The 25,547-nt window shown below is 38.8% G+C and carries 38 protein-coding genes and 1 riboswitch; of the genes, 2 read left to right on the top strand and 36 right to left on the bottom strand.

From position 1 onward, the window contains the following. Nucleotides 1-15: 15 nt before the first annotated feature. Nucleotides 16-777 carry a transcriptional repressor AgaR gene (gene agaR / locus KMW37_RS18920; protein WP_186754612.1) on the bottom strand — a complete coding sequence of 254 codons (762 nt, stop codon included), beginning with the start codon at nt 775-777 and terminating at the stop codon, nt 16-18. Nucleotides 778-1,391: 614 nt separating this feature from the next. On the opposite strand from agaR, the gene KMW37_RS18925 reads away from it, so the two are divergent. After that, entirely contained in the window at nt 1,392-2,087 is a 696-nt protein-coding gene (locus tag KMW37_RS18925; RefSeq protein WP_215226225.1) for a hypothetical protein, read from the top strand. 2 nt (nt 2,088-2,089) lie between these two features. On the opposite strand, the gene KMW37_RS18930 is transcribed toward KMW37_RS18925, so the two are convergent. The 4 genes from KMW37_RS18930 to KMW37_RS18945 form a co-directional block, all read right to left on the bottom strand. Next, complete coding sequence (locus KMW37_RS18930) at nt 2,090-3,193, bottom strand: DUF922 domain-containing protein (protein ID WP_215226226.1); 1,104 nt, start codon at nt 3,191-3,193, stop codon at nt 2,090-2,092. A 93-nt stretch (nt 3,194-3,286) separates the two neighbouring features. Then, the gene (locus KMW37_RS18935) at nt 3,287-4,231 is read right to left on the bottom strand and encodes a fasciclin domain-containing protein (protein ID WP_215226227.1); all 945 of its coding nucleotides are present in this window, start codon (nt 4,229-4,231) and stop codon (nt 3,287-3,289) included. A 150-nt stretch (nt 4,232-4,381) separates the two neighbouring features. Continuing rightward, nucleotides 4,382-4,840, bottom strand: coding sequence for a hypothetical protein (locus KMW37_RS18940; RefSeq protein ID WP_215226228.1), 459 nt, complete (start codon nt 4,838-4,840; stop codon nt 4,382-4,384). 1 nt (nt 4,841) lies between these two features. Continuing rightward, complete coding sequence (locus KMW37_RS18945; RefSeq protein WP_215226229.1) at nt 4,842-6,083, bottom strand: sulfite oxidase; 1,242 nt, start codon at nt 6,081-6,083, stop codon at nt 4,842-4,844. A 358-nt stretch (nt 6,084-6,441) separates the two neighbouring features. Between KMW37_RS18945 and KMW37_RS18950 the strand changes: the two genes are divergently transcribed. Continuing rightward, nucleotides 6,442-6,753, top strand: a complete 312-nt coding sequence (locus KMW37_RS18950) for a hypothetical protein (RefSeq protein ID WP_215226230.1) — start codon at nt 6,442-6,444, stop codon at nt 6,751-6,753. A gap of 72 nt (nt 6,754-6,825) precedes the next feature. On the opposite strand, the gene KMW37_RS18955 is transcribed toward KMW37_RS18950, so the two are convergent. From KMW37_RS18955 to rplP, 31 genes are all read right to left on the bottom strand, one after another. Next, complete coding sequence (locus tag KMW37_RS18955) at nt 6,826-7,479, bottom strand: TenA family protein (RefSeq protein WP_215226231.1); 654 nt, start codon at nt 7,477-7,479, stop codon at nt 6,826-6,828. Next, on the bottom strand, nt 7,466-8,305 hold the full coding sequence (thiD, locus tag KMW37_RS18960; RefSeq protein WP_215226232.1) for a bifunctional hydroxymethylpyrimidine kinase/phosphomethylpyrimidine kinase: 840 nt from the start codon (nt 8,303-8,305) through the stop codon (nt 7,466-7,468). The genes KMW37_RS18955 and thiD overlap by 14 nt, the downstream gene beginning before the upstream one ends. Nucleotides 8,306-8,527: 222 nt before the next feature. After that, a riboswitch (TPP riboswitch) is annotated at nt 8,528-8,625 on the bottom strand. Between the two features lie 56 nt (nt 8,626-8,681). After that, on the bottom strand, nt 8,682-9,689 hold the full coding sequence (locus tag KMW37_RS18965; protein ID WP_215226233.1) for an LLM class flavin-dependent oxidoreductase: 1,008 nt from the start codon (nt 9,687-9,689) through the stop codon (nt 8,682-8,684). 130 nt (nt 9,690-9,819) lie between these two features. After that, nucleotides 9,820-10,698, bottom strand: coding sequence for a cysteine synthase CysM (gene cysM, locus KMW37_RS18970; RefSeq protein ID WP_215226234.1), 879 nt, complete (start codon nt 10,696-10,698; stop codon nt 9,820-9,822). Beyond that, the gene (gene epsC, locus KMW37_RS18975; protein ID WP_215226235.1) at nt 10,699-11,541 is read right to left on the bottom strand and encodes a serine O-acetyltransferase EpsC; all 843 of its coding nucleotides are present in this window, start codon (nt 11,539-11,541) and stop codon (nt 10,699-10,701) included. A gap of 14 nt (nt 11,542-11,555) precedes the next feature. Beyond that, nucleotides 11,556-12,128: a hypothetical protein gene (locus KMW37_RS18980; protein WP_215226236.1), complete on the bottom strand. Its 573-nt coding sequence runs from the start codon at nt 12,126-12,128 to the stop codon at nt 11,556-11,558. Beyond that, the gene (locus KMW37_RS18985; protein ID WP_215226237.1) at nt 12,109-12,396 is read right to left on the bottom strand and encodes an FtsB family cell division protein; all 288 of its coding nucleotides are present in this window, start codon (nt 12,394-12,396) and stop codon (nt 12,109-12,111) included. Before KMW37_RS18985 ends, KMW37_RS18980 begins: the two co-directional genes overlap by 20 nt. A gap of 198 nt (nt 12,397-12,594) precedes the next feature. Further along, nucleotides 12,595-13,872, bottom strand: coding sequence for a phosphopyruvate hydratase (gene eno / locus KMW37_RS18990; RefSeq protein ID WP_215226238.1), 1,278 nt, complete (start codon nt 13,870-13,872; stop codon nt 12,595-12,597). 28 nt (nt 13,873-13,900) lie between these two features. Next, entirely contained in the window at nt 13,901-14,992 is a 1,092-nt protein-coding gene (gene carA / locus KMW37_RS18995; protein ID WP_215226239.1) for a glutamine-hydrolyzing carbamoyl-phosphate synthase small subunit, read from the bottom strand. A 130-nt stretch (nt 14,993-15,122) separates the two neighbouring features. Next, complete coding sequence (gene rplQ, locus KMW37_RS19000) at nt 15,123-15,656, bottom strand: 50S ribosomal protein L17 (protein ID WP_215226240.1); 534 nt, start codon at nt 15,654-15,656, stop codon at nt 15,123-15,125. A 6-nt stretch (nt 15,657-15,662) separates the two neighbouring features. Then, on the bottom strand, nt 15,663-16,652 hold the full coding sequence (locus KMW37_RS19005) for a DNA-directed RNA polymerase subunit alpha (RefSeq protein ID WP_186754564.1): 990 nt from the start codon (nt 16,650-16,652) through the stop codon (nt 15,663-15,665). Nucleotides 16,653-16,686: 34 nt separating this feature from the next. Continuing rightward, nucleotides 16,687-17,292, bottom strand: a complete 606-nt coding sequence (gene rpsD / locus KMW37_RS19010) for a 30S ribosomal protein S4 (RefSeq protein WP_215226241.1) — start codon at nt 17,290-17,292, stop codon at nt 16,687-16,689. A gap of 18 nt (nt 17,293-17,310) precedes the next feature. Then, nucleotides 17,311-17,709 carry a 30S ribosomal protein S11 gene (rpsK, locus tag KMW37_RS19015; protein WP_015264093.1) on the bottom strand — a complete coding sequence of 133 codons (399 nt, stop codon included), beginning with the start codon at nt 17,707-17,709 and terminating at the stop codon, nt 17,311-17,313. A 15-nt stretch (nt 17,710-17,724) separates the two neighbouring features. Beyond that, nucleotides 17,725-18,102 (bottom strand): 30S ribosomal protein S13, encoded by a 378-nt coding sequence (gene rpsM / locus KMW37_RS19020; RefSeq protein WP_186754556.1) that lies wholly within the window; start codon nt 18,100-18,102, stop codon nt 17,725-17,727. Nucleotides 18,103-18,108: 6 nt separating this feature from the next. Beyond that, nucleotides 18,109-18,225, bottom strand: coding sequence for a type B 50S ribosomal protein L36 (gene ykgO, locus KMW37_RS19025; RefSeq protein WP_009053196.1), 117 nt, complete (start codon nt 18,223-18,225; stop codon nt 18,109-18,111). A 6-nt stretch (nt 18,226-18,231) separates the two neighbouring features. Then, complete coding sequence (infA, locus tag KMW37_RS19030; RefSeq protein ID WP_186754549.1) at nt 18,232-18,450, bottom strand: translation initiation factor IF-1; 219 nt, start codon at nt 18,448-18,450, stop codon at nt 18,232-18,234. A 2-nt stretch (nt 18,451-18,452) separates the two neighbouring features. Continuing rightward, the gene (gene map / locus KMW37_RS19035) at nt 18,453-19,226 is read right to left on the bottom strand and encodes a type I methionyl aminopeptidase (protein ID WP_215226242.1); all 774 of its coding nucleotides are present in this window, start codon (nt 19,224-19,226) and stop codon (nt 18,453-18,455) included. A 1-nt stretch (nt 19,227) separates the two neighbouring features. Next, nucleotides 19,228-20,544: a preprotein translocase subunit SecY gene (gene secY / locus KMW37_RS19040; RefSeq protein WP_215226243.1), complete on the bottom strand. Its 1,317-nt coding sequence runs from the start codon at nt 20,542-20,544 to the stop codon at nt 19,228-19,230. A 3-nt stretch (nt 20,545-20,547) separates the two neighbouring features. Further along, nucleotides 20,548-20,994, bottom strand: coding sequence for a 50S ribosomal protein L15 (gene rplO / locus KMW37_RS19045; RefSeq protein WP_215226244.1), 447 nt, complete (start codon nt 20,992-20,994; stop codon nt 20,548-20,550). A gap of 2 nt (nt 20,995-20,996) precedes the next feature. Beyond that, a complete protein-coding gene (gene rpmD / locus KMW37_RS19050; protein WP_186754541.1) occupies nt 20,997-21,176 on the bottom strand; it encodes a 50S ribosomal protein L30 in 180 nt (59 codons plus the stop codon). Between the two features lie 4 nt (nt 21,177-21,180). After that, entirely contained in the window at nt 21,181-21,699 is a 519-nt protein-coding gene (gene rpsE, locus KMW37_RS19055; protein ID WP_215226245.1) for a 30S ribosomal protein S5, read from the bottom strand. Between the two features lie 6 nt (nt 21,700-21,705). Continuing rightward, entirely contained in the window at nt 21,706-22,056 is a 351-nt protein-coding gene (rplR, locus tag KMW37_RS19060; protein ID WP_215226246.1) for a 50S ribosomal protein L18, read from the bottom strand. Between the two features lie 7 nt (nt 22,057-22,063). Continuing rightward, nucleotides 22,064-22,621, bottom strand: coding sequence for a 50S ribosomal protein L6 (gene rplF / locus KMW37_RS19065; protein ID WP_215226247.1), 558 nt, complete (start codon nt 22,619-22,621; stop codon nt 22,064-22,066). Between the two features lie 10 nt (nt 22,622-22,631). Next, entirely contained in the window at nt 22,632-23,027 is a 396-nt protein-coding gene (gene rpsH, locus KMW37_RS19070) for a 30S ribosomal protein S8 (RefSeq protein WP_186754533.1), read from the bottom strand. Nucleotides 23,028-23,108: 81 nt separating this feature from the next. Continuing rightward, the gene (rpsN, locus tag KMW37_RS19075; RefSeq protein ID WP_186754531.1) at nt 23,109-23,378 is read right to left on the bottom strand and encodes a 30S ribosomal protein S14; all 270 of its coding nucleotides are present in this window, start codon (nt 23,376-23,378) and stop codon (nt 23,109-23,111) included. A gap of 2 nt (nt 23,379-23,380) precedes the next feature. Continuing rightward, nucleotides 23,381-23,941, bottom strand: coding sequence for a 50S ribosomal protein L5 (gene rplE / locus KMW37_RS19080; protein WP_215226248.1), 561 nt, complete (start codon nt 23,939-23,941; stop codon nt 23,381-23,383). Next, nucleotides 23,934-24,278, bottom strand: a complete 345-nt coding sequence (gene rplX / locus KMW37_RS19085; RefSeq protein WP_215226249.1) for a 50S ribosomal protein L24 — start codon at nt 24,276-24,278, stop codon at nt 23,934-23,936. The genes rplE and rplX overlap by 8 nt, the downstream gene beginning before the upstream one ends. A gap of 2 nt (nt 24,279-24,280) precedes the next feature. Further along, entirely contained in the window at nt 24,281-24,649 is a 369-nt protein-coding gene (gene rplN, locus KMW37_RS19090; RefSeq protein ID WP_015264107.1) for a 50S ribosomal protein L14, read from the bottom strand. 2 nt (nt 24,650-24,651) lie between these two features. Beyond that, nucleotides 24,652-24,912, bottom strand: a complete 261-nt coding sequence (gene rpsQ, locus KMW37_RS19095) for a 30S ribosomal protein S17 (protein ID WP_186754520.1) — start codon at nt 24,910-24,912, stop codon at nt 24,652-24,654. A gap of 7 nt (nt 24,913-24,919) precedes the next feature. Next, nucleotides 24,920-25,114, bottom strand: coding sequence for a 50S ribosomal protein L29 (gene rpmC / locus KMW37_RS19100; protein WP_186754518.1), 195 nt, complete (start codon nt 25,112-25,114; stop codon nt 24,920-24,922). 8 nt (nt 25,115-25,122) lie between these two features. Then, nucleotides 25,123-25,542: a 50S ribosomal protein L16 gene (gene rplP, locus KMW37_RS19105; RefSeq protein ID WP_215226250.1), complete on the bottom strand. Its 420-nt coding sequence runs from the start codon at nt 25,540-25,542 to the stop codon at nt 25,123-25,125. Nucleotides 25,543-25,547 lie beyond the last annotated feature (5 nt).

A 25,547-nucleotide genomic window follows, 5' to 3' on the forward strand; every position in this document is an offset into this window, starting at 1 on the left:
CTTTTTTTATGTGAATCAACTGGCAATCACCACTTCCACATTATTTCTTTCCAACATTTTCACAAAATCAGGATCAATTGCATCATCTGTAATAACCTTGTCTACCTTATCGAAACCAGCAATAAATGCCAATCCAATTTTCTTAAACTTGGTAGAATCTGAAACCACGATCACTTCCTCAGCTATATCAATCATAATCTGGTTAAGATATGCCTCTTCCATATAATGGGTAAAGACCCCAACGTCAGATTTAAACCCATCAACACCAAGAAAAAGTTTGTTGCAGTGTAATTGCTTCAGATTTCTTTCAGCCATTGGACCAACCAAAGACATCGAAAACTCTTTCAAAAATCCTCCCGGCATCATCACATCCAAATTATCATAACTAGCCAAGTTATTCACAATATCCAGGGCATTACTGATAACCGTCAACCTTTCAAACTTACCAAGATTATTGGATATTTCGAATGTTGTAGTTCCTGAATCCAAAATAATGGAATCATTTTCTTCTATTAAAGAAACCGCTTTCTTACCAATTTTCCTTTTAAGATCAAGGTTGATCTTCTTCTTTTCTGTAACAGGAAGCGCCATGTTATTGGTCTTAAATGCCCCCCCGTGTGCCCTAACCAAAAGCTTATTACGCTCCAGATTAGCCAAATCATTTCTTATAGTAACTTCACTTACACCAAGATCCTTACTGAGTTCACTCACATTTACCTGGCCATGCTCATCCAAAACTTCCAAAATTCGGGACCTGCGTTGCGCTGTTTTTTTCATATTTCAATCCTAGGTTAAATTAAATAATTTCTTTTCCTTAAAAAATCTTTCGAAAAATACTCATTTAGTTTCATTATTCAAACAATACCTCAAGTATTTACGAATACCAAACCTAATCATCAATAAACAAACCCTCTATGAAAACATTTATATTTTCATATCCTTAATATTTACAAAATATTAACACAAAAGATTGAACCAACTAAAAACTCAAAAAATAAAACCAATTTATCTTTCGATATTTACATTAATGCTTCATTAGTTAACTTCAGCAAAGTACCAATATAAGCACTTTAATCCTACAATAAACATTTAAAGCTTAATACAATCAAAAAACACGAAACAAAAACTTGACATTATACATGAAAGCACGTGAGAAACAACCTATTTTTCGAAAGCAAAATCGAAAATATAAAAGAATTCAAAGAATTTTATTTTCGTTTTATTTGCATATATCATTTTTTTTTCTGTATTTAGTAACAAGATAAAGATTATCTGGTTTGTTAGGGTTATTTATTAAAAAAAGCCGATCTCGATTCTACACTTTGAAGATCGGCTCTTTTTTTTCTATTTTTCGAGAAGAATCTTTCTCCACACGCCAAAACCAATCAAATATGAATACAAATAAATTTATCCTCCCATTCACCCTATCATTTGGACTCTCTCTAGGAGCTTTTAGCCAAAATATCCCACAAAACTACAAGCTGCTCTATGAGCAAGACTTTTCAACTGAAAACACCTTAGAGGAATTTGAATCTACCGATGATAAGGCTTGGAAAATTTCCGATCAAAGTTTGGAAACCTACAAAGCAGCAAATTATGAACCCAAAGCAAGATCCCCTTTTAATATTGCCATAATTAAAGATTTGAAATTTGGCAGCTTTATCATGGAAGCTGATTTGCAACAAACTGGTAAAGAATACGGACACAGAGACCTGTGTTTATTCTTTGGAATGGAAAGTCCAAGCAATTTTTATTATACACATATAGCAACAAAACCTGATGCCCATGCCCATAATATTTTCTTGGTCAATGATGAACCACGAAAAGCCATAGGTCAATGGGTAAATGCAGGAATAGATTGGGGCAAAACCAATGAATGGCATAAAGTAAGAGTAGAAAGAAATATAGAGTCCGGGTCGATAAAAATATTTTTTGATGATATGGAAAACCCAATCATGGTTGCCAAAGACATCCACTTTGATTACGGACACATTGGATTCGGAACTTTTGACGATACCGGGAAATTTGATAATATAAAAATATGGGGACCGGACCTTGCTCCTCAACAAGATAGCTTCTTCCCATAAAATCAAGGAAAATATTTTCCCAACTCCTTATCAATTAGCCCATTCCATCTGTATTGGGCTTCTTTGTCTCTGCCATGATCAGTTTCTTTGTCATATGCCTCTTGCATTTGATTCATCTCTCGATATGTCTCAAGATATAAATAACCTATCTTCCCATCATAATCATCCGGGCTGAGTTCCAATTTCTTGATCTTCTCCTTGAAGCGCTCGACTATGATTTTGGTAATATCAAAATGCCGCTGTTCATGATTTAACCCATAATCATCCCTACTCCCTGACCTTACCCATGAAGAGGGCTTCAACATAAACACCTTGGTCACCAGATCCAAAACTATCACTCCGTCTTTAATTTTGGAATTTCCTTCCCAAGCAAAACTTGAAAATATGGACGCTACATAATTACTTCCAAAATGAGGTTTAGCCTTAAAGTCCTCCCATTTCAATGGGCGATCTTGATGATAGAAAACTGTATCTCCCAATTCCCGCACCTCATAATCTCTGATACTTAACTCAACGCTATTGGCCAATCTGATATCATTTAGTGCACCTTGGCTCATCCATTCATTAAAATACCTCAACGAACTGGCTAAAGATTGTTTCAAGGACGAGGAAACCGCTGAATAATTACCTGAAGATCTTTTATAATTAGCCCCACCTTGATAATCCATCAAATGGATCAGTTTCCCTTCTTTTTCAAGCTGAAAGGTGAATTCCAAATCTACCTTTCCCTCTATTAAGCCTCCTAAAGCTCTTTTTTCTGAAATCTCACATTTATTCACCTCTAGCACCACAGGCTTCAATAACCTGTCCTTTGGAACACTTCTAAAAATATAATCCCTCAAAGCCTTTTCCGTTCCGCCTTGTAGACCTAAAGGCTCCGTTTCCTTTGACTCTTTACTTGTAAATATCCTCCCAATTGTCTGCTCTGCATTTCGTTTATCCTGCACATCTTTATAATAATAACCATTAGGAGTAATTTTCAAATATTCGGGTTTCAATACAATCAATGTGGCCGGAGACTGCCCATAACCTTCAATTTCAAAAAATAAAGCAACAAAAAAGTATAGAAAAAAAAATTGGTAGTTAATCTTAATCCCTTTCATCATTTTTAAACAAGTAGTTACATCACTTGTAATTTAACAAAAAACTGCTGGCTCATCACCAGCAGTCTCAAAACCAAATACAAAAAAATACACCATCTACGGTAAAATCACATTATCAATAACATGAATCACACCATTGGTAGCGTGAATATTTAAAAGGGCTGTATTCAATGAAGCCCCTCCTACTGTTAAAGCTTCTAAATCAACAGAAAGCATGGCTCCTTCATTCAGGGTTGGAAGTGAAGCCCCATCCCTTAAGTCTTGAGAAAACGCCCTGGCTGGAACCACATGCGCGGTTAATACTGCTGTCAAAGTTTCTAGAGGAATGTCATTAAAATCATTCCAAGCGGGATTGGTATCATACAAAGCTTGGAAAGCAGCATCAGTTGGAGCGAAAACAGTTAAATCTCCATCATCTCCACTTACAGCATCTACCAAATTTGCTCTTTGCAAAGCACCTACTAACTGGGTAAACTCAGGACTTGAAGCTGTCGCATACTCAACGGTTATTTCAGCTATTGACTGAGAAGGAGGAACGATCACATAATCCAGAACATGAATAACTCCATTTGAAGCCATCACATCTGTATCAGTAATTCTAGCACTACCATTGATCCATAAACTACCATCGGGATCTTGGCTGATATAAAAACTATCCCCATTTACAGTAGTCACTTCTCCTACGCTTACTTCTGAAGACAACACTTCATCGGACAAAACATGATAGGTAAGAATATCCCCTAAATCCGGACTAGCTAACAATGCCTCCGCGGACCATCCATTATCGCCCAAAAAATCAGAAAAAGCAGCATCGGTTGGAGCGAAAACTGTAAAGGGCCCATCTCCCTGAAGAGTGGTAACCAACCCCGCTTCTATCACAGCAGCCTCTAAAGTGGTGAAATTAGGGCTGCCAACTACAATATCTACGATATCATCTTCCTCAATTGGAGTTGGATCATCATCATCATTGCATGCTGTCAAAAACAACCAGCAGAAAGTTACTGCCAGAATAATCGGAAATCTTTGCTTAGTGAGTTTCATGGTTCAGTTGTATTTAATTGATTATTGATTACAACTAAATAACTATACCAAGCAACTTTTGTTTAACTTTTAATTAATTTATTTAAACAAGTATTAAAAACAATCAAAACTCCTTTTTCCCACAAGCACTCTATTGATAAAAAACACAAGTTACTTCTTCAACTCATACCATTCAATCTCTGCAAGATTTGCTCTTCGGCCTTTTTGAATGGGGGCATAATTTTCTGATAGATAAGCAACGATAATCTCTTCATTGTCGCCCAAATCCCATAACCCTTGTGTCTCCTGCATCCAATTTATCAGTGACACCCAATGCGCTTTATCACCCCTATTTTGAATCACTAAATCTGCTGCATGACAATTGGTACAATTAGCTACCACTAGCTCATATCCTTCCTTGGCCACCAAGCCTGTCGCAACATGAATTCCATCCTTGACCACATCATCCTGAACTAAAGGGGCTGGTTTTTCTTCTTCCTCTTCACTTAACAACAATTCAGGATTTTGATTGATAACCAAAAGGCCTACCATAAATACAACCAAAAATATTGATAGCCCCAGCAAAAGCCCTAGAAGGCCTCTTAAAGAATTAATCAGTTCTTTGTTCATCTCAACCCACTTTTACTGCTATTCTGTGACATGCATTATTCAAATACCCTTTTGGGTTCCATCCAGGGACTACCATCGGCTGGGCCACTCCATTGGAATCCGTAGCTTTTGCCCATACCTCATAATACCCTTCCTTAGGGAACTTTAAAATAGATTTAAAATGCTGCCAAGCCAATCTGTTAATTGGCTTTTCGAGCTGACATTTCTGCCAAGTCTCTCCAAAATCAATAGACACTTCCATCTCACTAACCTCCAATTCTCCTGCCCACGCATGACCTCTAATCTCCAATGATTCTCCCGAACGAATCATAGCCCCTGTTTTAGGATAAGTAATCAAAGATTTAACAGGCATCGACTCTATAATACACATATCTTCATCTGCTACCTTTTCTCCAGGTGCTACAGGCTTACAGGGCACCCTATAGGATGGAGCGGCCATCTTTGGTCCATCATGGACTATATTTCTCACTGAAATACGGTTTAGCCATTTTCCAGATGCTGAAGCTGGAAAACCGCCCGCAACCAACCTTAATGGATATCCATGTGCTAAGGGAATATCCTTCCCGTTCATGGCAAATGCCAACAAAGTTTCCTCTTGCATGGCCTTAGAAATAGGAACTCCCCTAGAAATCGGTTCCTTATCAGGATTCCCGCTCAAATGCACATCTGCCGCATGATAACCTACATAAACCGCTTCATCAGTTATACCTACATCATTCAAAACATCTTTCAGTCTAACTCCCGTCCAATTGGCACAGGAAACAGCACCTGTTTTCCATTGATTCCCACTGGCTGGAGGATAAAATTCACTTCGTCCATTCCCTCCACATTCTAAAGTCAACTGATAAGTATAATGCTTGAATTTATTCTTCAGCTCTGACAAACTGAAGGTTTTTGGAGAGTTCACAGCCTCTCCATCAATGACCAATGTCCAATTACGCACATTAATATCTTTCGGAATCAACCCATTATTTCTGACAAACATCTTATCCTCTGGTGTCACCCTATCATCCAAAATATGAGGTTGGGACTCCAAATTCCAAGGCTTATTATTTAACACAATAAGGTCCTTATGTTTATTAAAAAGTTGATAAGGATCATCTTCTTTAAATGCAACTGGAACATAATCTTTCGGCAAATTACGACCAAAGACAATCTCTGCCCCTAGTGCTGCAGAGAATGTAGCCAATGAAGCGTTCCTAATAAACCTTCTTCTTCCTTCGTTGGATTTACTGTTTGACATGCTATTAATCAATTAATCAAATTAAAAAAATACTGTTTCATCTTTCCGATAAATATAACGCATCCTACTTAATCCATTATTATTATGTTTCAAATAATTATTCAAAACTCCAATGAGAGTAAATCCGTAAATCTGCACCTTTGATTCACCTCCAATTTAATATAAGCCTTCAAATATCAATTGTCTATTCATATCCACAATTTGTTCCAATTAAGAACAGATCAGTGATACACAATTAGTCATGACACCTATTAGAAGGCGTATTCTATCTTGGCACAATAGCTGAAACAAACCAATTAGAATAACGAGTGAATTTACCACCTCACTCCAAAAACCGTCCAAAACAATTGTAAACTTTATGAAAAAATTAGCATTAGTTTTTGCCCTGAACACCTTTGCATTAATTGGAGCAGATGCAGACTCAATTTCCAATAAAACACCTATCATACATCTCCTTCAGAATAAGAAAAATGAAATTGAGCCTCAAGATCTCCCGAAGGCAGTAAAGGAAACCATCTTATCGAAGGAAAAAACAAAATCTTTGCCCATCTATAAAGCTTACGAAATCAGTAATTCATCTGGAGATATAATTTATGAAATCAGTTTTGGTTTGGAAAAGATAGAGTTCACAAAGAAATACAACAAAAAAGGCAATGAGTTAGAGGAATAAAACATATTATTTAAACCACCTACCACGAATAAAGCACACCCAAGCAGTATAGGTGTGCTTTTATTTCTTTGCTTAAACAGGCCATTTTTCTAACTGATAAGCACTCTCCCAAAACATCCATTCCAATTTTGTAGCCATTTTAAAAGCAACCAACATTTCTTCTTGCGCCCTATCCCCTGCGCTACTGGCCAATTCATCAGTGATCTCAATAGCTTTTGATACAGCGGCCGAAAACTCCTCCCCTGAATAAGTAGCTATCCAGTTTTTATAAGGATTTCCACCTCCTACCTGTTTTGAATATATATAATCCCCTACTCTTTTATAGATCCAAAAACATGGCAGTATAGCTGCCACAGCAACTTCTATATTTGAAAAAGCAGCTTGGTTTCGGATATAATTGGTATACAATTGACATGATGGAGTAGGCTCTATTTCATCTGGCAAGCCAAGTTCTCTAAAGTAACTTTCGTGTAACGCCCTTTCAACAACAATAGCTCCAGCAGCAAATTCAGAAAAAGCCAAGACCTGATCCAGGTTTTCCAGCCTCCCACTAATTGTACTCAACGCTTTTCCAAACTCACCCAAATAATAAGCATCTTGCGCCATGTAGAACTTAAATATTTCTTTCGGCAGAACACCATTTTTTAATTCCTGGTTAAAGGGCATAGACAGGATTTTCTCATATAAGGGGGTAATCTCTTCCCATGCCTTTTCAGACCATTTCATATTTTATTAATTTTTGAGGTTCAAAAAAATGATTTAGTGGCCCATGCCCTGCTCCAACCTTCACTTCCCTTCCAGCCTCTATAGCCGATAATACATAATCCCTGGCCATCGCGACTGATTCAAACATTGTTAATCCGCGGGCCAAATAAGCAGCAATTGCAGAAGACAAAGTACAGCCTGTACCGTGAGTATTCAGTGTTTCTATTTTACACCCTTCAAATTCCTTATTAATACCACTAGCACCTATTAGAAAATCCACTATTTGGTCTCCTGCCAAATGTCCGCCTTTCACCAAAACATGGGCAGGTCCCATAGATAAAATTTCCCCTCCCGCTTTTCGCATTGCATCAACACATTGAACATCTCTTCCCACCAGCACAGCTGTTTCATCCAGATTGGGGGTGACAATATGAGATAAAGGGAATAATTTTGACTTGATCACATCGACCGTCTCTTGATTAATTAAACGGTCACCACTAGTAGCCACCATCACTGGATCAAATACAATGGGAATTGCAGGATAATTTCTTAATTCACTGGCAATAGCACAGACTATCTCAGGCCTGCTTAACATACCAACCTTAATGGCTTTAGGATAAATATCAGTCAATACAGCTCGAAGCTGGTCCAGTATATGCGCAACTGGAATATCATGAATACCATAGACCCCTTTCGTATTCTGCGCTGTAGTAGCCGTAATTACACTTGTCCCAAAACACCCAAGTGCGGAAAAGGTTTTAAGATCAGCTTGTATACCTGCCCCTCCTCCACTATCTGACCCAGCAATCGTCAACACTGAAGGATAGGACTTCTTGAAATCACCCATATTTACTTCCGTTAATATCTTTTAATATTATGAGTCACCGTAATTACCTTGGAATAATCAATTGATAATTCGCGTTTACGGCTCTTATTATAATAGTAACCAAGACTTACACCTTTATTCAAACTAGCAAAAGCTAATTCACTTATATCTTGAGGGTAAATTGACTCCTATATATTATCCATTAAAAAACTTCAGGAGTCCGTCCTAGCAAACAGGCATACAAAAGACAAGGCAACTTTTTCCTTCGCCGGAATTATCCGTTTCAGGTTCAAAGGGTATTATCTCAGCCAGAATAAATCTAGGCACCCCTAAAGTTTGATTGGTGGTGAAATTACAACATTATAATGAACCCACAATAGCAAAAAATGGAATTACCTTAACTGAAACAACTTCTAGCCAATTCATATGATTTAATCCTATCCGCGTGATCATAGATATGTGAACAAATCATAATTTCATCTACTTGAGCTACTTGCTGGAATTGATTCAATTCACGCTTGATTTTTGATGGCGTCCCAATAAAGGAACAAGCTAGCATTTGTTCTATTGCTGCGGCTTCAGCTTCAGACCACATGCCATCCATGGACCCAACAGGCCTTTTTAAGGGATATGATTTTCTCCTTATTATCCCCAAAGCCATTTGATAAAAAGAAGTTGCTAACTTTTGGGCCTTCTCTTCTTCTTCAGCGGCAATAATATTTACACAAGCAATTATATAAGGTGCTTTTAAATATTCAGATGGCTGAAAATTATCTTTATAATATCGAATTGCACTTAAGAATTGGGCAGGAGCAAAATGACTTGCAAAAGCATAGGGCAGCCCCTTTTTCGCCGCTAAGACTGCACTGCTCATGCTACTTCCTAATACATAAATGGGCACATCTAACCCTTCTCCAGGCACAGCTCTAACTGCCCCATCAATATTTTCATCAGAAAAATAAAGCTGCAGCTCCTCTAGATCATTAGGAAACTCCTCTACTGTCTCCATCCTATCCCTTCTAAGCGCTCTAGCTGTGGTTTGATCAGTACCAGGTGCCCTACCTAGCCCAAGATCTATTCTATTCGGGTAAAGGCTTGCCAGTGTCCCAAATTGCTCAGCAACCATCAATGGCGTATGGTTGGGCAACATTATACCTCCAGACCCTACCCTAATGGACTTGGTTCCTCCCGCAATATGCCCTATTAATACAGCCGTTGCAGAGCTACCTACATTTGGCATATTATGGTGTTCCGCTAACCAAAACCTTTTATATCCCAAATATTCAAGCTGATTGGCCAAATCCAAGCTCCTATCAAAAGCGTCTCTCGCATCAAATCCTTCTCTTATTATCGCCAGATCAAGCGCAGAAAATAGAGTTTGCTTAAGTTTTTTCTCTTCTTTCATAAATTGTTTAAATAAGCATATTTTCAAACGGACTCAAGCCAAAAATCGTTCTTGAAAAGCAAAAAATCAGGACAAAAAAAACCGAAACATCAAATTGACATTTCGGTTCATAAAGTTGAATTACTATTGCTTATCCAAATAAGTCTGAACTTAAATACCTATCACCGCGATCGCATGTAATACATACAATCACTCCTGAATCTAAAGTTTCTGCTAGTTTTATAGCTGCATGCAAAGCTCCACCACTACTCATTCCTGCTAAGATACCCTCTTCTTTTGCCATTCTACGGGTCATCTCTGTAGCCTCAGACTGGCTCACATCAATAATCTGATCCACTCTAGTGGATTCATAGATCTTAGGTAAAAACTCTGGAGACCATCTTCGAATGCCTGGAATACTGGATCCATCTGTTGGCTGGGTACCAACAATCTGGATAGCTGAATTTTGCTCCTTCAAATACCTTGAAACTCCCATAATGGTTCCTGTTGTCCCCATTGCCGAAACAAAATGGGTGATCTCACCATTGGTATCTTTAAATATCTCAGGCCCAGTACCCTCGTAATGTGCCCTATAATTATCTGGATTAGCAAATTGGTTGAGGATATAATACCCCTCCTTTTCGGCCATTTCTTCAGCTAGTATTCTTGAATATTCAATGGTCTTAGCGGCAGGCGTCAATATTACTTTGGCCCCATAAGCCTCCATGGAAACAACCCTTTCGCGCGTAGAATTATCTGGCATGATCAATGTCATTTCCACACCAAGAACTTTGGCTATCATCGCCAGGGCTATCCCAGTATTCCCACTGGTAGCTTCTACTAACTTATCGCCTTTCTTAATTTCACCCCTCTCCAATGCACACTTAATCATGCTATATGCTGCACGGTCCTTTACGCTTCCACCGGGATTTTGTCCTTCAAGCTTACAATATATCTTAACATTGGGATTGGTAGGTATGTGTTCAAGCTCCACTAGTGGAGTATTTCCAATCAACTCAAACAATTTCATTTAAGCATCATTTTTGAAGATGAACATATCAGTGGTTTCAGCATTGGCATTGTACATCTTAGTTTGGTAATAAATTTTACTTTTGGCAGGAATACTTTTTGTTAACCACACATTCCCTCCTATTATACTGTCTGCTCCCACGATGGTATTCCCACCCAGAATCGTTGCTCCAGCATAAATGACAACATTATCTTCAATGGTTGGGTGACGCTTTATGTCAGCATCTTCCTTATTGACACTCAAGGCACCAAGAGTCACCCCCTGATAAATCTTAACATTATCTCCAATAATCGTGGTTTCTCCTATCACGACTCCCGTACCATGGTCAATACAGAAATGCCTTCCAACTTTCGCCCCAGGATGAATCTCTATCCCAGTTTTACTGTGTGCAAATTCGGTTATCATCCTTGGAATCAGGGCCACTCCCTGCTGATGAAGGGAGTGAGCAATTCTATAGGCAGCAATGGCATAAAACCCAGGATAACTACGGATAACCTCCGTAATGGACTTCGCAGCAGGGTCTCCCTCATACATGGCCACAATATCTTCGTGTATGGAGTCAAACACCTTGTCTAAGCTGCCAAAGAACTCCTTGGCGACAATCTCACTATCTTTATCAATAAGCTTCTTATTCCGCCCCAAAATGGCTTGAAGTTGAACAATAAAGTATTGCAACCTATCTTCGACCTCTTGGGGATCTCTTAAAATCTGGACGGCATATTCTGGAAAAAGAACACCCAACAATCCTTCAAAAAACTCCCTAACAATTATAGGGGAAGGGCATTCTGGGCAATGAGCATGTGTTTGATATATTTTTTCAATAAAAGATTCCTTGAATTCCATAATCATTGAGTTTGTTAAAGTACAAAACCTGCTCTAATTACATATGGTTCATTATAAAGCAAATTTCGATTATCGTAAAGAACATTGTACAGCAAGGTAAAATTCATCCCTCCTCTTCTTCCAAAAGGGATAAAATAACCTCCTCCCAAAAACAATCCTGGCTCCCATTCTCTTCTACTTACAATATCCCCAGTAGCTGTTTCCCTGTAGGCCTCGACATTGAGGCTTTCAAACTCTGCTTGGGCAAACACACTGGAAAATATATTATAACGATTGAAAATCCTCCCTCCATAAACATTGGAAGACTCGGAAAAATCACGGTATTTCAAATATTGATAGGTAATTCCTAAACCTGCAGAATACCGTTCCGTAATCATCACTCCTACTAAAGGAGATACATCAACATAAGTAATTGACCCGAATTGCAGACCAAAATTACCTCCAAAATATAAACGATCACTCAGAGGGACTTTTTCCTCTTCATTTTCATAAAATTCCCTTTGGGCCAACACCTCTGATGGCAGCAAAGAAATACCAAGGGCAATTAAAAGTACTAGTCCCGAAATTTTATTCTTCAACGATAACATAAAGATCTTCAGTTTTTTTCTTCATTAAATATCTTTCACGAGCAAACTTTTCCAAAAGTTCATAATTACTGAGCAATTCTTCTCTTTCGGCTTTAATTTTTGCTTTGCGTTCCAAATAAAACGCTTTCTGATCCTCTAATTTGGAAAGCTTAGAACGAAGTGTAAACTGACTTATGATATCGTTTGTATCAATAAACACCATCCATATTATAAAAAGGACAGTAAAGATAAAGTAGAAGTTTTTAGTATATTTCAGGTACCTCCCCATTTCAATGATGCTTTTTGACCATAACAAATATAGGGAATAGTATTGACTAACGACTCCTCACAAAAGACAAAATGAAAGTCTTTTACCCTATCATTAAAATACAAAATTACACTGACCCTTCCTAAATAAGAGGAAAGGTTTTAAAACAAAAAAAGCATCCCAATTGCTTGGGATGCTCCTTAATCATATTTCTAAGAATTATTTTCCAGGAAAATAAGCAGACTCAGCCAATAATTCTTCAATTCTCAACAATTGGTTGTACTTAGCCATTCTATCAGAACGGGAAGCAGAACCAGTTTTGATCTGACCCGTGTTACAAGCTACTGCCAAATCAGCAATAGTAGAATCTTCAGTTTCTCCAGATCTATGAGACATTACTGCGGTAAATCCAGCTTTATGAGCCAATTCAATAGCATCCAAAGTTTCAGTCAAAGTACCAATTTGGTTAACCTTGATCAAGATCGAATTAGCTGACTTTTCTTCGATACCTCTCTTCAAGAACTTAACGTTAGTTACAAAAAGGTCATCTCCTACCAACTGAACTTTATCTCCGATCTTAGCAGTCAACATAGCCCAACCTTCCCAGTCTTCTTCGCCACATCCATCTTCGATAGAATCGATAGGATATTTCTCAGTCAACTCAGCAAGGTAAGCTACTTGCTCTTCTCTATTTCTAGCTACACCACCTTCACCTTCAAACTTCTTGTAGTCGTAAACTCCGTCCACAAAGAATTCAGAAGCTGCACAGTCAAGAGCAATAGTGATATCAGATCCTGCTTTATAACCAGCTTTAGAGATGGCATCTAAAATACACTCAAGCGCCTCTTCAGTACCTCCAGAGAAGTTAGGAGCAAATCCACCTTCATCACCAACAGCAGTACTCAAACCTTTGTCGTGAAGGATTTTCTTAAGATGATGGAAAATTTCAGCACCCATTCTGATAGCTTCAGAGAAATCAGCAGCACCTACTGGACGAATCATAAACTCTTGGAATGCAATAGGAGCATCAGAGTGAGATCCTCCATTGATGATATTCATCATCGGAACTGGAAGGGTTTTGGCATTAGTACCACCTACATATCTAAACAAAGGCAAACCAAGGTCATCAGCTGCTGCTTTGGCTACTGCCAAAGAAACACCCAAAATAGCATTAGCACCTAACTTAGATTTAGTATCTGTACCATCCAATTTGATCATCAAATCGTCAATGCCTCTTTGGTCAAAAACAGACTGTCCGATCAATTCTGGTTGGATAATTTCATTTACATTTTCAACAGCTTTCAAAACACCTTTACCTAGGTATTTGCTTTTATCGCCGTCACGAAGCTCCACAGCCTCATTTACACCTGTAGAAGCTCCACTTGGAACAGCTGCTCTACCAAATGCACCGCTGTCAGTTACTACGTCTACTTCCACAGTAGGATTTCCACGAGAATCCAAAATTTGTCTCGCATGAATTGCTTGAATCAATGTCATAATTCTAAAAGGTTTATAGGTTGTTCTATTAGTTTTTGATTGAAGAGATGAAGTCATCAAACAAGTACCTGGAATCGTGAGGTCCAGGAGAAGACTCTGGGTGATACTGTACAGAAAACACTGGTCTATCCTTTAATTTAATACCAGCCACTGTCTGGTCATTAAGATGGATATGAGTGATTTCTAAGGCATCATTTTCATCTATATCTTTTTTGGTCACCACAAAACCATGATTCTGGGAAGTAATTTGACTCTTACCAGTAATCAAGTTTTTGATAGGGTGGTTTAAGCCCCTATGTCCATGGTGCATCTTATAAGTAGATACATTACAGGCTCTAGCAATGATCTGGTGTCCAAGACAAATACCAAACACAGGCTTGTTTAAATCCAAGATTTGTTTAGCAGTCTCTACTGCATAATCCATTACTGCCGGATCACCAGGACCATTAGAAAGGAAATAAGCATCAGGAGCCCAAGCTTCCATTTCTTCCAAGGAAGATTTGGCTGGAAACACTTTGATATAAACTCCACGTTCTGACAAGCATCTAAGAATATTTTTCTTAACTCCGTAATCCAAACAAGCTACTTTAATAGATGAATTTTCATCACCTACAAAATACGGTTCCTTGGTACAAACTTGAGAAGAAAGCTCAAGTCCATCCATATCAGGAACTTTATCTAATTCTTTCTGCAGGTCCTCAATATTGTCAAATTCAGAGCTGATGATAGCGTTCATAGCTCCTTTAGAACGGATATGTCTTACAATTTTCCTTGTATCCACATCAGCAATTCCTGTAATACCATTTGACTCCAGATAATCCTGCAATGATTCAGTAGCATCCAATCTACTGTAGATTTCAGAGAAACTGTTCACAACAATACCTGCAATGGTAGGAGCGTCAGATTCAACCTCTGTGTCAATCACACCATAATTACCGATGTGGGGTGTAGTATTTACAATAATTTGTCCAGTGTAAGATGGATCCGTGTAAATTTCCTGATAACCGGTCATACCTGTGTTAAAACAGATTTCACCGCCATTAGTACCATGTTTACCAATTAGGGTCCCGTGAAATACGGTACCATCTTGAAGAAGAAGGGTTGCTTTTTGTTTGTCCATTTATTGAAATTGAATGCCCAAATTTAAGGATTTTATCACTAAGAGACAGAATAATTTTCAAAAGGATAATAAAAAAGGGATTGAACCAAAGTTCAACCCCTCTTTATATTTAATATAATGAATGCATTTATTATTCAGACTTTTCAGATTCTGAACCTGCATCGCTATCTGCTGCTTTATCTTCAGAAGCACTAGCATCTTCTGCTTTAGCTTCTGTAGCACCTGTAGCCTCAGCTGCTTTACCAGTACCTCTACGGCTTCTTCTGGTTTTCTTAGCTTCAGGCTTAGCTTCTTTCAACATCAATTCGTTGAAGTCAACCAATTCGATAATACACATTTCAGCATTATCACCTAGACGAAATCCAGTCTTGATAATTCTAGTGTATCCACCTGGTCTGCTAGCTACTTTCTCAATTACCTCACCAAAAAGCGCTTTGATCGCTTCCTTGTTCTGCAAATAAGAAAAAGCTACACGTCTGTTATGGGTAGTATCTTCTTTGGCTCTAGTCACTAGAGGCTCTACATATTTTTTCAACTCCTTGGCCTTGGCAAGCGTCGTAGAAATACGCTTGTGAAGAATGAGAGAGGCAGCCATATTAGAAAGCATAGCCTTTCTATGAGAAGCCTTCCTGCCAAGGTGATTAAATTTCTTACCGTGTCTCATCTTTTATTATTCTTCGTCAAGTTTATACTTAGATATGTCCATGCCGAACTGCAATCCTTTCTCTTGGATCAATTGTTCCAATTCAGCAAGTGATTTTTTACCGAAGTTCCTGAACTTCATCATGTCAGAAATTTCTAATCTTGCTAAGTCTCCCAATGTTTTCACATCGGCAGCTTTCAGGCAGTTAAATGCCCTAACGGAAAGATCAAGATCGCTAAGCGGAGTCTTCAACAACTTACGCATGTGCAAGAATTCTTCATCAATCGGCTCAGGGGAATCTCCACCTGGAGTATCAATAACCATAGTTTGGTCAGAGAACAACATAAAGTGCTGGATAAGGATCTTAGCAGATTCTTGAAGCGCCTTCTCAGGGTGAATTGATCCGTCAGTAGAAACTTCTAAGATCAATTTTTCAAAGTCAGTTTTTTGCTCTACCCTAGTGTTCTCAACACTGTACTTTACATTCTTAATTGGTGTAAAGATAGCATCGATCGGAATAACTCCGAACACCTGCTCTTTTGGTTTAGACTCTTCTGCAGGAAGGTATCCTCTACCTTTTTCTACAGTAAGCTCAATTTCAAAGCTTTTAGAATCATCCAAGTGACAGATTACCAAATCTGGGTTCAAAACCTCAAAAGATGAGGTGAACTTAGCGATATCTCCAGCAGTAAAAACATCTTGGTTTTTTACTTCCACAGTAATCTTACCATCTATAGAGTCGTGGATCTTCTTAAATCTAACTTGCTTAAGATTAAGAATTATATCAGTAACGTCTTCCACAACGCCTTCGATAGTAGAGAATTCATGAACTACACCAGGTAATTTCACCGAGGTGATGGCGTAGCCCTCTAAGGAAGAGAGCAAGATTCTTCTCAGCGCATTACCAATTGTAACCCCGTAACCTTTTTCTAGTGGTTTAAAGGTGAATAAGCCGTGGAAGTCATCAGCTTTTTCCATCACCACTTTTTCGGGCATTTGAAATGCAAGTATGGACATATCAATAGTTCTTTTAAGTCAGAAAGTTTAGTTATTACTTAGAGTATAGTTCGACGATAAGTTGTTCCTTGATGTTCTCAGGGATATCCTCTCTAACAGGGACACTTACAAACTTACCAGATAACGAATTATTATCCCACTCTAACCATGAATAGCGGTTTGCACCTCTACCCGCAAGACTAGCAGTAATTGCTTCAAGAGATTTTGATCTCTCTCTTACAGATACAATGTCACCAGGCTTCAAAGTGTATGATGGAATGTTTACCAATTCACCATTCACTAGGATATGCTTATGTGAAACTAACTGTCTTGCACCTCTACGAGTAGGAGCGATACCCAATCTATAAACAGTGTTATCAAGACGAGCCTCCAACAATTGAAGAAGGTTCTCACCCGTGATACCTTGCTTTCTAGAAGCGATATCAAACATTTTAGAGAATTGTCTCTCTAGAACTCCGTAAATATATTTTGCTTTTTGCTTTTCAGACAACTGAATAGCATATTCTGATTGCTTCTTTCTTCTACCTCTACCGTGTTGACCAGGAGGGTAGTTTTTCTTCTGAAGTGCCTTGCTTTGTCCTTCGATAGGCTCTCCGAATTTTCTAGAAATTTTCGCTTTTGGACCTCTATATCTAGCCATTCTTATTTCTTAGTTAAATTAAACTCTTCTACGTTTAGGAGGACGACATCCATTATGCGGAAGCGGAGTCACATCTATAATCGTAGTAACATCAAGACCTACGTTTTGCAAGGTTCTGATAGCTGATTCCCTACCTGAACCTGGACCTTTTACAAACACTTCAATTTTTCTTAAGCCAAGGTCATAAGCAACTTGTCCACAGTTCTGAGCGGCCATTTGGGCAGCATATGGAGTGTTCTTTTTAGAACCTCTGAAACCCATTTTACCGGCAGAAGCCCATGAAATAACCTGACCTGAATTATTGGTAATGGAAATGATGATGTTGTTAAAAGAAGCTTTGATGTGGGCCTGGCCTACAGCTTCCACCTTAACAACTCTCTTTTTTCCTTTAGCTTTATCGTTTCTTCTTTGAGCCATAATCTATATCAAGATTTATTTAGTTGCCTTCTTCTTGTTAGCAACAGTCTTTCTCTTACCTTTTCTAGTTCTAGCGTTGTTTTTAGTCTTTTGACCTCTTACAGGAAGTCCTTTTCTGTGACGAAGACCTCTGTAACAACCGATATCCATCAATCTCTTGATGCTCAACTGCACTTCTGATTTCAAAACACCTTCAGTCTTGAATTCTTCAGCGATAATATTTCTAATAGTAGTAGACTCATCATCTGACCACTCACCCGCTTTCTTATCAAACGAAATACCTGCTTTAGTAAGGATCGCTCTAGCAGAACTTCTACCTATACCAAAAATATAGGTTAAGCCAATTTCACCGCGCTTATTGTCGGGAATGTCAACACCTGCAATTCTTGCCATAATTTTTTAACCTTGTCTTTGTTTAAACTTAGGATTCTTCTTGTTGATGACGTAAAGCTTTCCTTTTCTTCTGATCACTTTACAGTCCGCACTTCTCTTTTTAATAGATGCCTTAACTTTCATGACATTTTATTTATATCGATATACAATTCTGCCCTTTGAAAGATCGTATGGAGACATTTCTAGTTTTACCCTATCTCCAGGGAGGATCTTTATATAGTTCATTCTCATTTTACCGGAAATGTGAGCAATCAATTGATGTCCATTTTCCAGTTCCACCTTAAACATAGCGTTGGATAACGCTTCTATTATAGTACCATCTTGCTCTATAGATGCTTGTTTAGCCATATTTAGAATTTAAAGTTTTCTTCTATGTATTGATGCGTTGTAAGTATTTCTGTCCTGTCTTCAAATATAGCTACAGTGTGCTCAAAATGTGCCGAGGCTCTTCTATCTGCAGTACGTATAGTCCATCCATCTCTTTCTTGAACCACATTTCTCGTACCTAAATTTACCATCGGCTCAATCGCCAACACCATACCTTCTTTCAATAAAGGACCACTCCCTTTTTTACCGTAATTAGGAACCTCTGGAGATTCATGCAAACTTTTACCCACTCCATGTCCCACAAGCTCTCTGACTACTGTGTAGCCTTTCGCTTCAACATACTTTTGAATGGCATTTCCAATATCTCCGATTCTTTTACCGGCAATTGCACTTTCAATACCTAAATACAATGATTCTTTGGTTGCCTTGAGCAATGACAATACTTTTGGGGAAACTTCACCGACAGGGTAAGTATAAGCGGAATCGCTATGAAAACCTTGGTGAAAGACTCCACAATCTATTGAGATTATATCGCCATCTTTCAAAACATACCCACTTGGAAATCCGTGAACGACTACTTCGTTCACAGAAATACAAAGTGAGGCGGGAAAACCATTGTATCCTTTAAATGAAGGTATACCTCCGTGATCCCTTATAAATTCTTCAGCAACTTTATCTAAGTCAGCGGTCTTTACCCCTGGCTTTACAAGTTTGGCCACTTCTCCGTGAGCCTTACCTAATATTTGAGCACTTTCTTTTATTAACTGGACTTCCTCTGAAGTCTTATAATGTATCATATTATGCTACTGCGTAATTTGAAGGATTGTTTTTCATGTTGCCACTCTTCATCATTCCTTCATAGTGCCTCATCAGTAGATAGCTTTCTATTTGTCTCAAGGTATCCATGATCACACCCACCATAATCAGTAAAGATGTACCACCATAGAAACCTGAGAACTGATTACTAACTCCAGCCATCATAGCGAAAGCAGGCATAATAGCCACAGCTGCCAATAATACAGATCCTGGTAAGGTAATCCTTGAAATTATATTATCTATAAAATCTGCTGTTGGCGCTCCAGGCTTAACACCAGGAACAAATCCTCCATTCCTTTTCATATCCTCAGCAATTTGTTCTGGATTAACAGTAATTGCAGTGTAGAAAAAGGTAAACAGAATAATCATGATAGCAAATACCAAGTTGTACTGCCAAGATGTAGGACTACTGAATGTGTTACCAATATAATTGGCAATGTCACTTTCCGAAGCCCAAATTTGAGCTACCAATGCAGGCACAAACATTAATGACTGTGCAAAGATGATAGGCATCACACCAGAGGCATTTACCTTTATAGGGATATACTGACGTTGACCTCCGTATACTTTACCTCCAACAACTTGCTTGGCGTATTGTACAGGTATTCTTCTAGTCGCTTCTGTCAAGGCTACTACGCCTACAACAACGAAGAACAACACAAAGAATTCAATGATCAACAACAATGCCCCAGATGTACCTTTTGATACTACCTCACCCAAAATTGCTCCTGGGAATCTAGAGATAATACCGATCATGATCAGCATTGAAATACCATTACCAATTCCTTTCTCAGTGATTTTCTCTCCAAGCCACATGCAGAACATGGTACCTGAAGCCAATAGTACAAGAGAGCTAAAGGTAAATAATGTCTTACTAACCATGATGGCTTCATTAGGAATAGTAGCGGTAATATACCCCACACCTTGAGCCAAGGTAATCAAGATGGTCAACACTCTTGTAATTTGGTTGATTCTCTTCCTTCCAGACTCACCTTCCTTTTGAAGCTTTTGAAAATAAGGTACTCCAACAGTTAATAATTGCAATACAATAGATGCAGAGATATAAGGCATAATACCTAATCCAAAGATAGAAGCATTACTAAATGCCCCCCCCAGGAAAGTGTCTATCAAACCGAAAATACCCTCAGAGGATTCTTTCAGTTGGCTAGGATCCACACCTGGTAATACGATATAAGAACCCAATCTGAATACAATCAGAAAACCGATTGTATTCAGGATACGGATCCTTAAATCTTCAATAGAAAAGATATTCTTAACTGTTGAGATAAATTTTTTCATTGGTTAAATCTTGTTAACAGTCCCGCCCAATTTTTCAATAGTTTCTATAGCAGAAGCTGAGAAATAATGAGCACTTACGTTTAATTTCGCCGTAAGTTCGCCTCTTCCTAGGACTTTTACAACATCTTTTTTAGAAACCAATCCATTTTCTACCAAAGTATCAAACGTAACAGTGTCAGTATTAAGCTTTTCAGCTACTGATTGTAATACGTCTAAATTAATTGGTTTGCATTCGATTCTATTAAGACTCTTGAAGCCAAACTTAGGAACTCTTCTTTGAAGTGGCATCTGACCACCTTCAAAGCCCAATTTCCGGCTATATCCAGATCTTGATTGAGCACCTTTATGACCTCTTGTTGAAGTTCCTCCTCTTCCAGATCCTGTACCACGACCGATTCTCTTTCGGCTTTTTACAGAACCTTTTGCAGGTTGTAATGTATGTAGTTTCATAATTAGGCTTCCTCCACTTTTACAAGGTGACTAACTTTTCTTATCATTCCAGCAATCTGGGGAGTATTCTCTACTTCCACAGATTTATTGATCTTACCAAGACCCAAAGCAACAATGGTTGCTTTTTGATTCTTTGGTCTGTTGATCGTGCTTTTAACTTGCGTTACTTTTACCTTCGCCATGTTCTTACCCGTTAAATACTTTAGACAATTTAACACCACGTTGTTGTGAAACCGCGATAGCATCTCTCATTTGAGACAAGGCATCGATGGTAGCTTTCACCACATTGTGAGGGTTTGAAGATCCTTTGGACTTAGCCAATACATCTGTAACACCAGCACTTTCCAATACAGCACGCATCGCACCACCCGCAATAACACCGGTACCTGGAGCAGCTGGCTTGATCAAAACCAATCCACCGCCGAATTTACCAATAGCTTCGTGAGGAATAGTTCCTTTCAAGATTGGCACTTGTACCAAACTCTTTTTAGCGTCCTCTATACCTTTGGTAATTGCATCGGTCACCTCATTAGCTTTACCTAATCCGTATCCCACGACACCGTTACCATCTCCTACAACTACTATAGCAGAAAAAGAGAACCTTCTACCACCTTTCACTACTTTAGCTACTCGGTTAATAGCTACTACTTTTTCCTTAAGCTCTGTATCTGTTGCCCTAATGGGTTTTTTTCTTAATTGGGACATAATTAATTAAAATTTAAGGCCACCTTCTCTCGCACCATCGGCAAGAGCTTTTACATTACCATGATATAAGTAGCCACTTCTATCAAAAACTACTTCTGTGAATCCGCCTGCTACTGCACGCTCGGCTATTTTTTTTCCCACTTCCTTAGAAACAGAAATATTAGCGTTCTTAGTAGCACCAAGCTCCTTAGAAGAAGCTTGTGCTAGCGTGTGACCCTTAAGGTCGTCAATTAGTTGAGCGTATATTCCCGTATTGCTTTTAAATACGGACAAACGAGGTCTTTTATCAGTACCGGAAATCTTCTTCCGGATACTTCTCTTGATCCTAAGTCTTCTTGAATTCTTATTAAAAGCCATCTCTCAATTATTTTTTAGCGGCAGTTTTACCAGCCTTACGTCTAACAATCTCACCTACGAAACGGATACCTTTACCTTTGTAAGGCTCAACCTTACGTAGAGACTTGATTTTAGCGGCTATTTGCCCGATCAATTCTTTATCAATACCCTCTAGGGTTACCAATGGGTTTTTACCCTTTGGAGTCTCAGCATTCACTTTAATCTCTGCTGGAAGTGCAAAAAAGATACTGTGAGAGTAACCTAAAGAAAGTTCTAAAACTTGACCTTGGTTGGCGGCTTTATAACCCACACCCACTAGTTCCAATTCCTTTTTGTAACCTTCGCTAACACCAACAACCATATTGTTGATCAAAGAACGATACAGGCCGTGAAGTGACTTATGTCTCTTCGATTCGGTAGGACGAGTCAAAACAACTTGATTGTCTTCCACCGCAACGGCAATGTCGGGATTCACATCCTGAGATAGCGTACCTTTGGGACCTTTAACAGTAACAACATTACCTGTTGCCACGTCTACAGTAACACCCGCTGGTAGATTTATTGGTTTTTTACCTATTCTTGACATAACGGTATTATTAATATACGTAACAAAGTACTTCCCCGCCGATACCTTCGGTACGGGCTTCCTTATCAGTCATCACTCCTCTAGAAGTGGAGATAATCGCAATTCCTAGGCCGTTGATTACTCTAGGAAGTTCATCTTTCGGTGCGTATTTTCTTAGACCTGGCTTACTTACTCTAGAAAGATTAACGATAGCATTCTGCTTAGTAGATGGGTTGTACTTCAGGGCAATTTTAATCGTTCCCTGAGGTCCATTCTCCTCGAACTTATAGTTCTGGATATATCCCTTATCGTGAAGCACTTTCGTAATCTCCTTCTTGATATTAGAAGCAGGTATCTCAACGATACGGTGAGATGCCTTAATGGCATTTCTCAACCTGGTCAAATAATCAGCTATTGGATCAGTCATATTATTATAAGTCTAACTGCATGCGCTTTAAGGCGTGCAAAGTTACACATTGATTCTTAGAATAAAAACTTTTTCTGATTTTTACCAGCTCGCTTTAGTTATACCAGGAATTTTTCCCGCAGAAGCCATTTCTCTAAAGGTAACCCTGTTGATACCAAACTTCCTCATATAACCTTTAGGACGGCCAGTCAATTTACATCTGTTGTGAAGTCTTACTGGAGATGCATTTTTAGGCAGTTTATCCAGTGCTTCAAAATCACCGGCTGCTTTTAATTCAGCTCTCTTCTTAGCATACTTTGCAACAAGACGCTCTCTTTTTCTTTCACGAGCTTTGATCGCTTCTCTTGCCATAATTATTCTTCTTTATTATTATTTACAAAAGGCATCCCGAAAGCTTTCAACAAGGCATAGCTCTCTTCATCTGTTTCAGCAGTAGTCACAAACGTGATGTCCATACCTGAGATTCTGTTCACTTTCTCAATGCTGATTTCTGGGAAGATAATCTGCTCCGTGACACCCAAGGTGTAGTTTCCTCTTCCGTCAAAACCTTTGTCGCTGATTCCTTTGAAGTCCCTTACACGTGGCAGAGCCACAGTAGTAAGACGATCAAGGAATTCCCACATTTTGTCTCCACGAAGGGTAACTTTTGCACCAATTGGCATACCGTCTCTCAACTTAAAGTTAGAGATAGAGTTTTTAGCTTTAGTAGCTACAGCTCTTTGACCAGTGATCAAAGTAAGCTCTTCAACTCCTTGGTCTACCAATTTTTTATCAGCAACAGCTGCACCAATACCTTTGTTGATCACGATTTTGGTCAACTTAGGCACCTGCATTACTGTTTTATATTGGAATTTCTCCTTAAGTGCAGGAGAAATTTCCTTAACGTATTTTTCTTTTACTCTAGGATTAGCCATTGATCACCTCCCCGGTTTTCTTAGAATATCTAACTAATTTTCCATTTTCACCTGGCTTTCTTCCTGTTCTGGTAGCTTCACCAGTTTTAGGGTCTACAAGCATCAAGTTACTTACATGAATGGCAGCCTCTTTCTTTTCGATACCTCCTTGAGGGTTGGTAGCTGTAGGCTTTACGTGCTTGGTTACCATGTTAAGGCCTTCAACGATAGCTCTGCTCTTCTCCAAGTTTACCGAAAGTACTTTACCAGTCTTACCTTTGTCATCACCAGACAATACTTTTACAGTATCGCCAGTTTTGATGTGCAATTTTGGTTGCTTATTCTTTTTTCTTTCCATGATTACAATACTTCTGGTGCCAAAGATACGATCTTCATAAATTGCTTCTCTCTCAGCTCTCTTGCTACCGGACCAAAGATACGTGTACCTCTTGGCTCGTCGTTATTGTTCAAAAGAACTGCTGCGTTATCTTCAAAACGGATATAAGATCCATCTTTTCTTCTAACTTCTTTTCGAGTTCTTACGATCACCGCTTTAGAAACGGTACCTTTTTTCATATTGCTGGAAGAAAGAGCAGACTTTACCGTCACGACAACTTTATCTCCGATAGAGGCATATCTCTTACCGGTTCCTCCCAGTACTCGGATAACAAGCACTTCCTTGGCACCTGAATTATCCGCTACACTTAATCTGGATTCTGACTGTATCATGATTATTTAGCTCTTTCTAATATTTCTACTAATCTCCAACGCTTATTCTTACTCAGCGGACGAGTTTCACTAATTTTAACGAGGTCTCCTTTGCCACACTCGTTTTTCTCGTCATGAACCATAAATTTGGTAGTCTTAGCAACAAACTTACCGTAAATCGGGTGCTTAACCCTTCTCTCTACGGCTACAGTGATGGATTTATCCATTTTGCTGCTGACTACTTTTCCTATTCTTTCTTTACGTAGATTTCTCTCAGTAGCCATCTTCTTATTATTTAGCTAGTTGTTTTGCGCTCAAAAAAGTCTTCAATCTTGCGATAAGCTTTCTTGTCTCGCTAATTCTATTGGGATTCTCAATCGGAGAAATTGCATGGGCAAAACGTAACTTAGTTAGTTTTTCTTGCTCAGAGGCAATACGCTCAATGATTTCACTCTCGGAGAGTGCTTTGATTTCAGAGTTTTTCATAGTTCCTATTATCCTACGTAATCTCTACGCACTACAAATTTTGTACTCACTGGAAGCTTTTGCTGAGCTAAACGAAGGGCCTCTTGGGCCAATTCCTTACTTACACCTGTAGCTTCAAAAAGGATGGTTCCCGGCTTGATTACTGCAACCCAGTACTCAGGAGCACCTTTACCCTTACCCATACGAACCTCTGCAGGCTTCTTAGTGATAGGCTTGTCAGGGAAAATCCTGATCCATACCTGACCTTCCCTCTTCATTGCTCTAGTCATCGCAATACGAGCTGCTTCAATTTGACGGGAGGTAATCCATCCTGCTTCTAAGGACTTGATACCAAAGTTACCGAAAGCGAGCGTATGCCCTCTTTGCGCGATCCCTTTGATACGCCCTTTTTGCATTTTTCTAAATTTCGTTCTTCTTGGCTGTAACATGATTT

Origin of the sequence: Echinicola shivajiensis (genome assembly GCF_018642165.1) — a bacterium.
In the GTDB taxonomy this organism is placed as follows: Bacteria; Bacteroidota; Bacteroidia; order Cytophagales; family Cyclobacteriaceae; genus Echinicola; species Echinicola shivajiensis.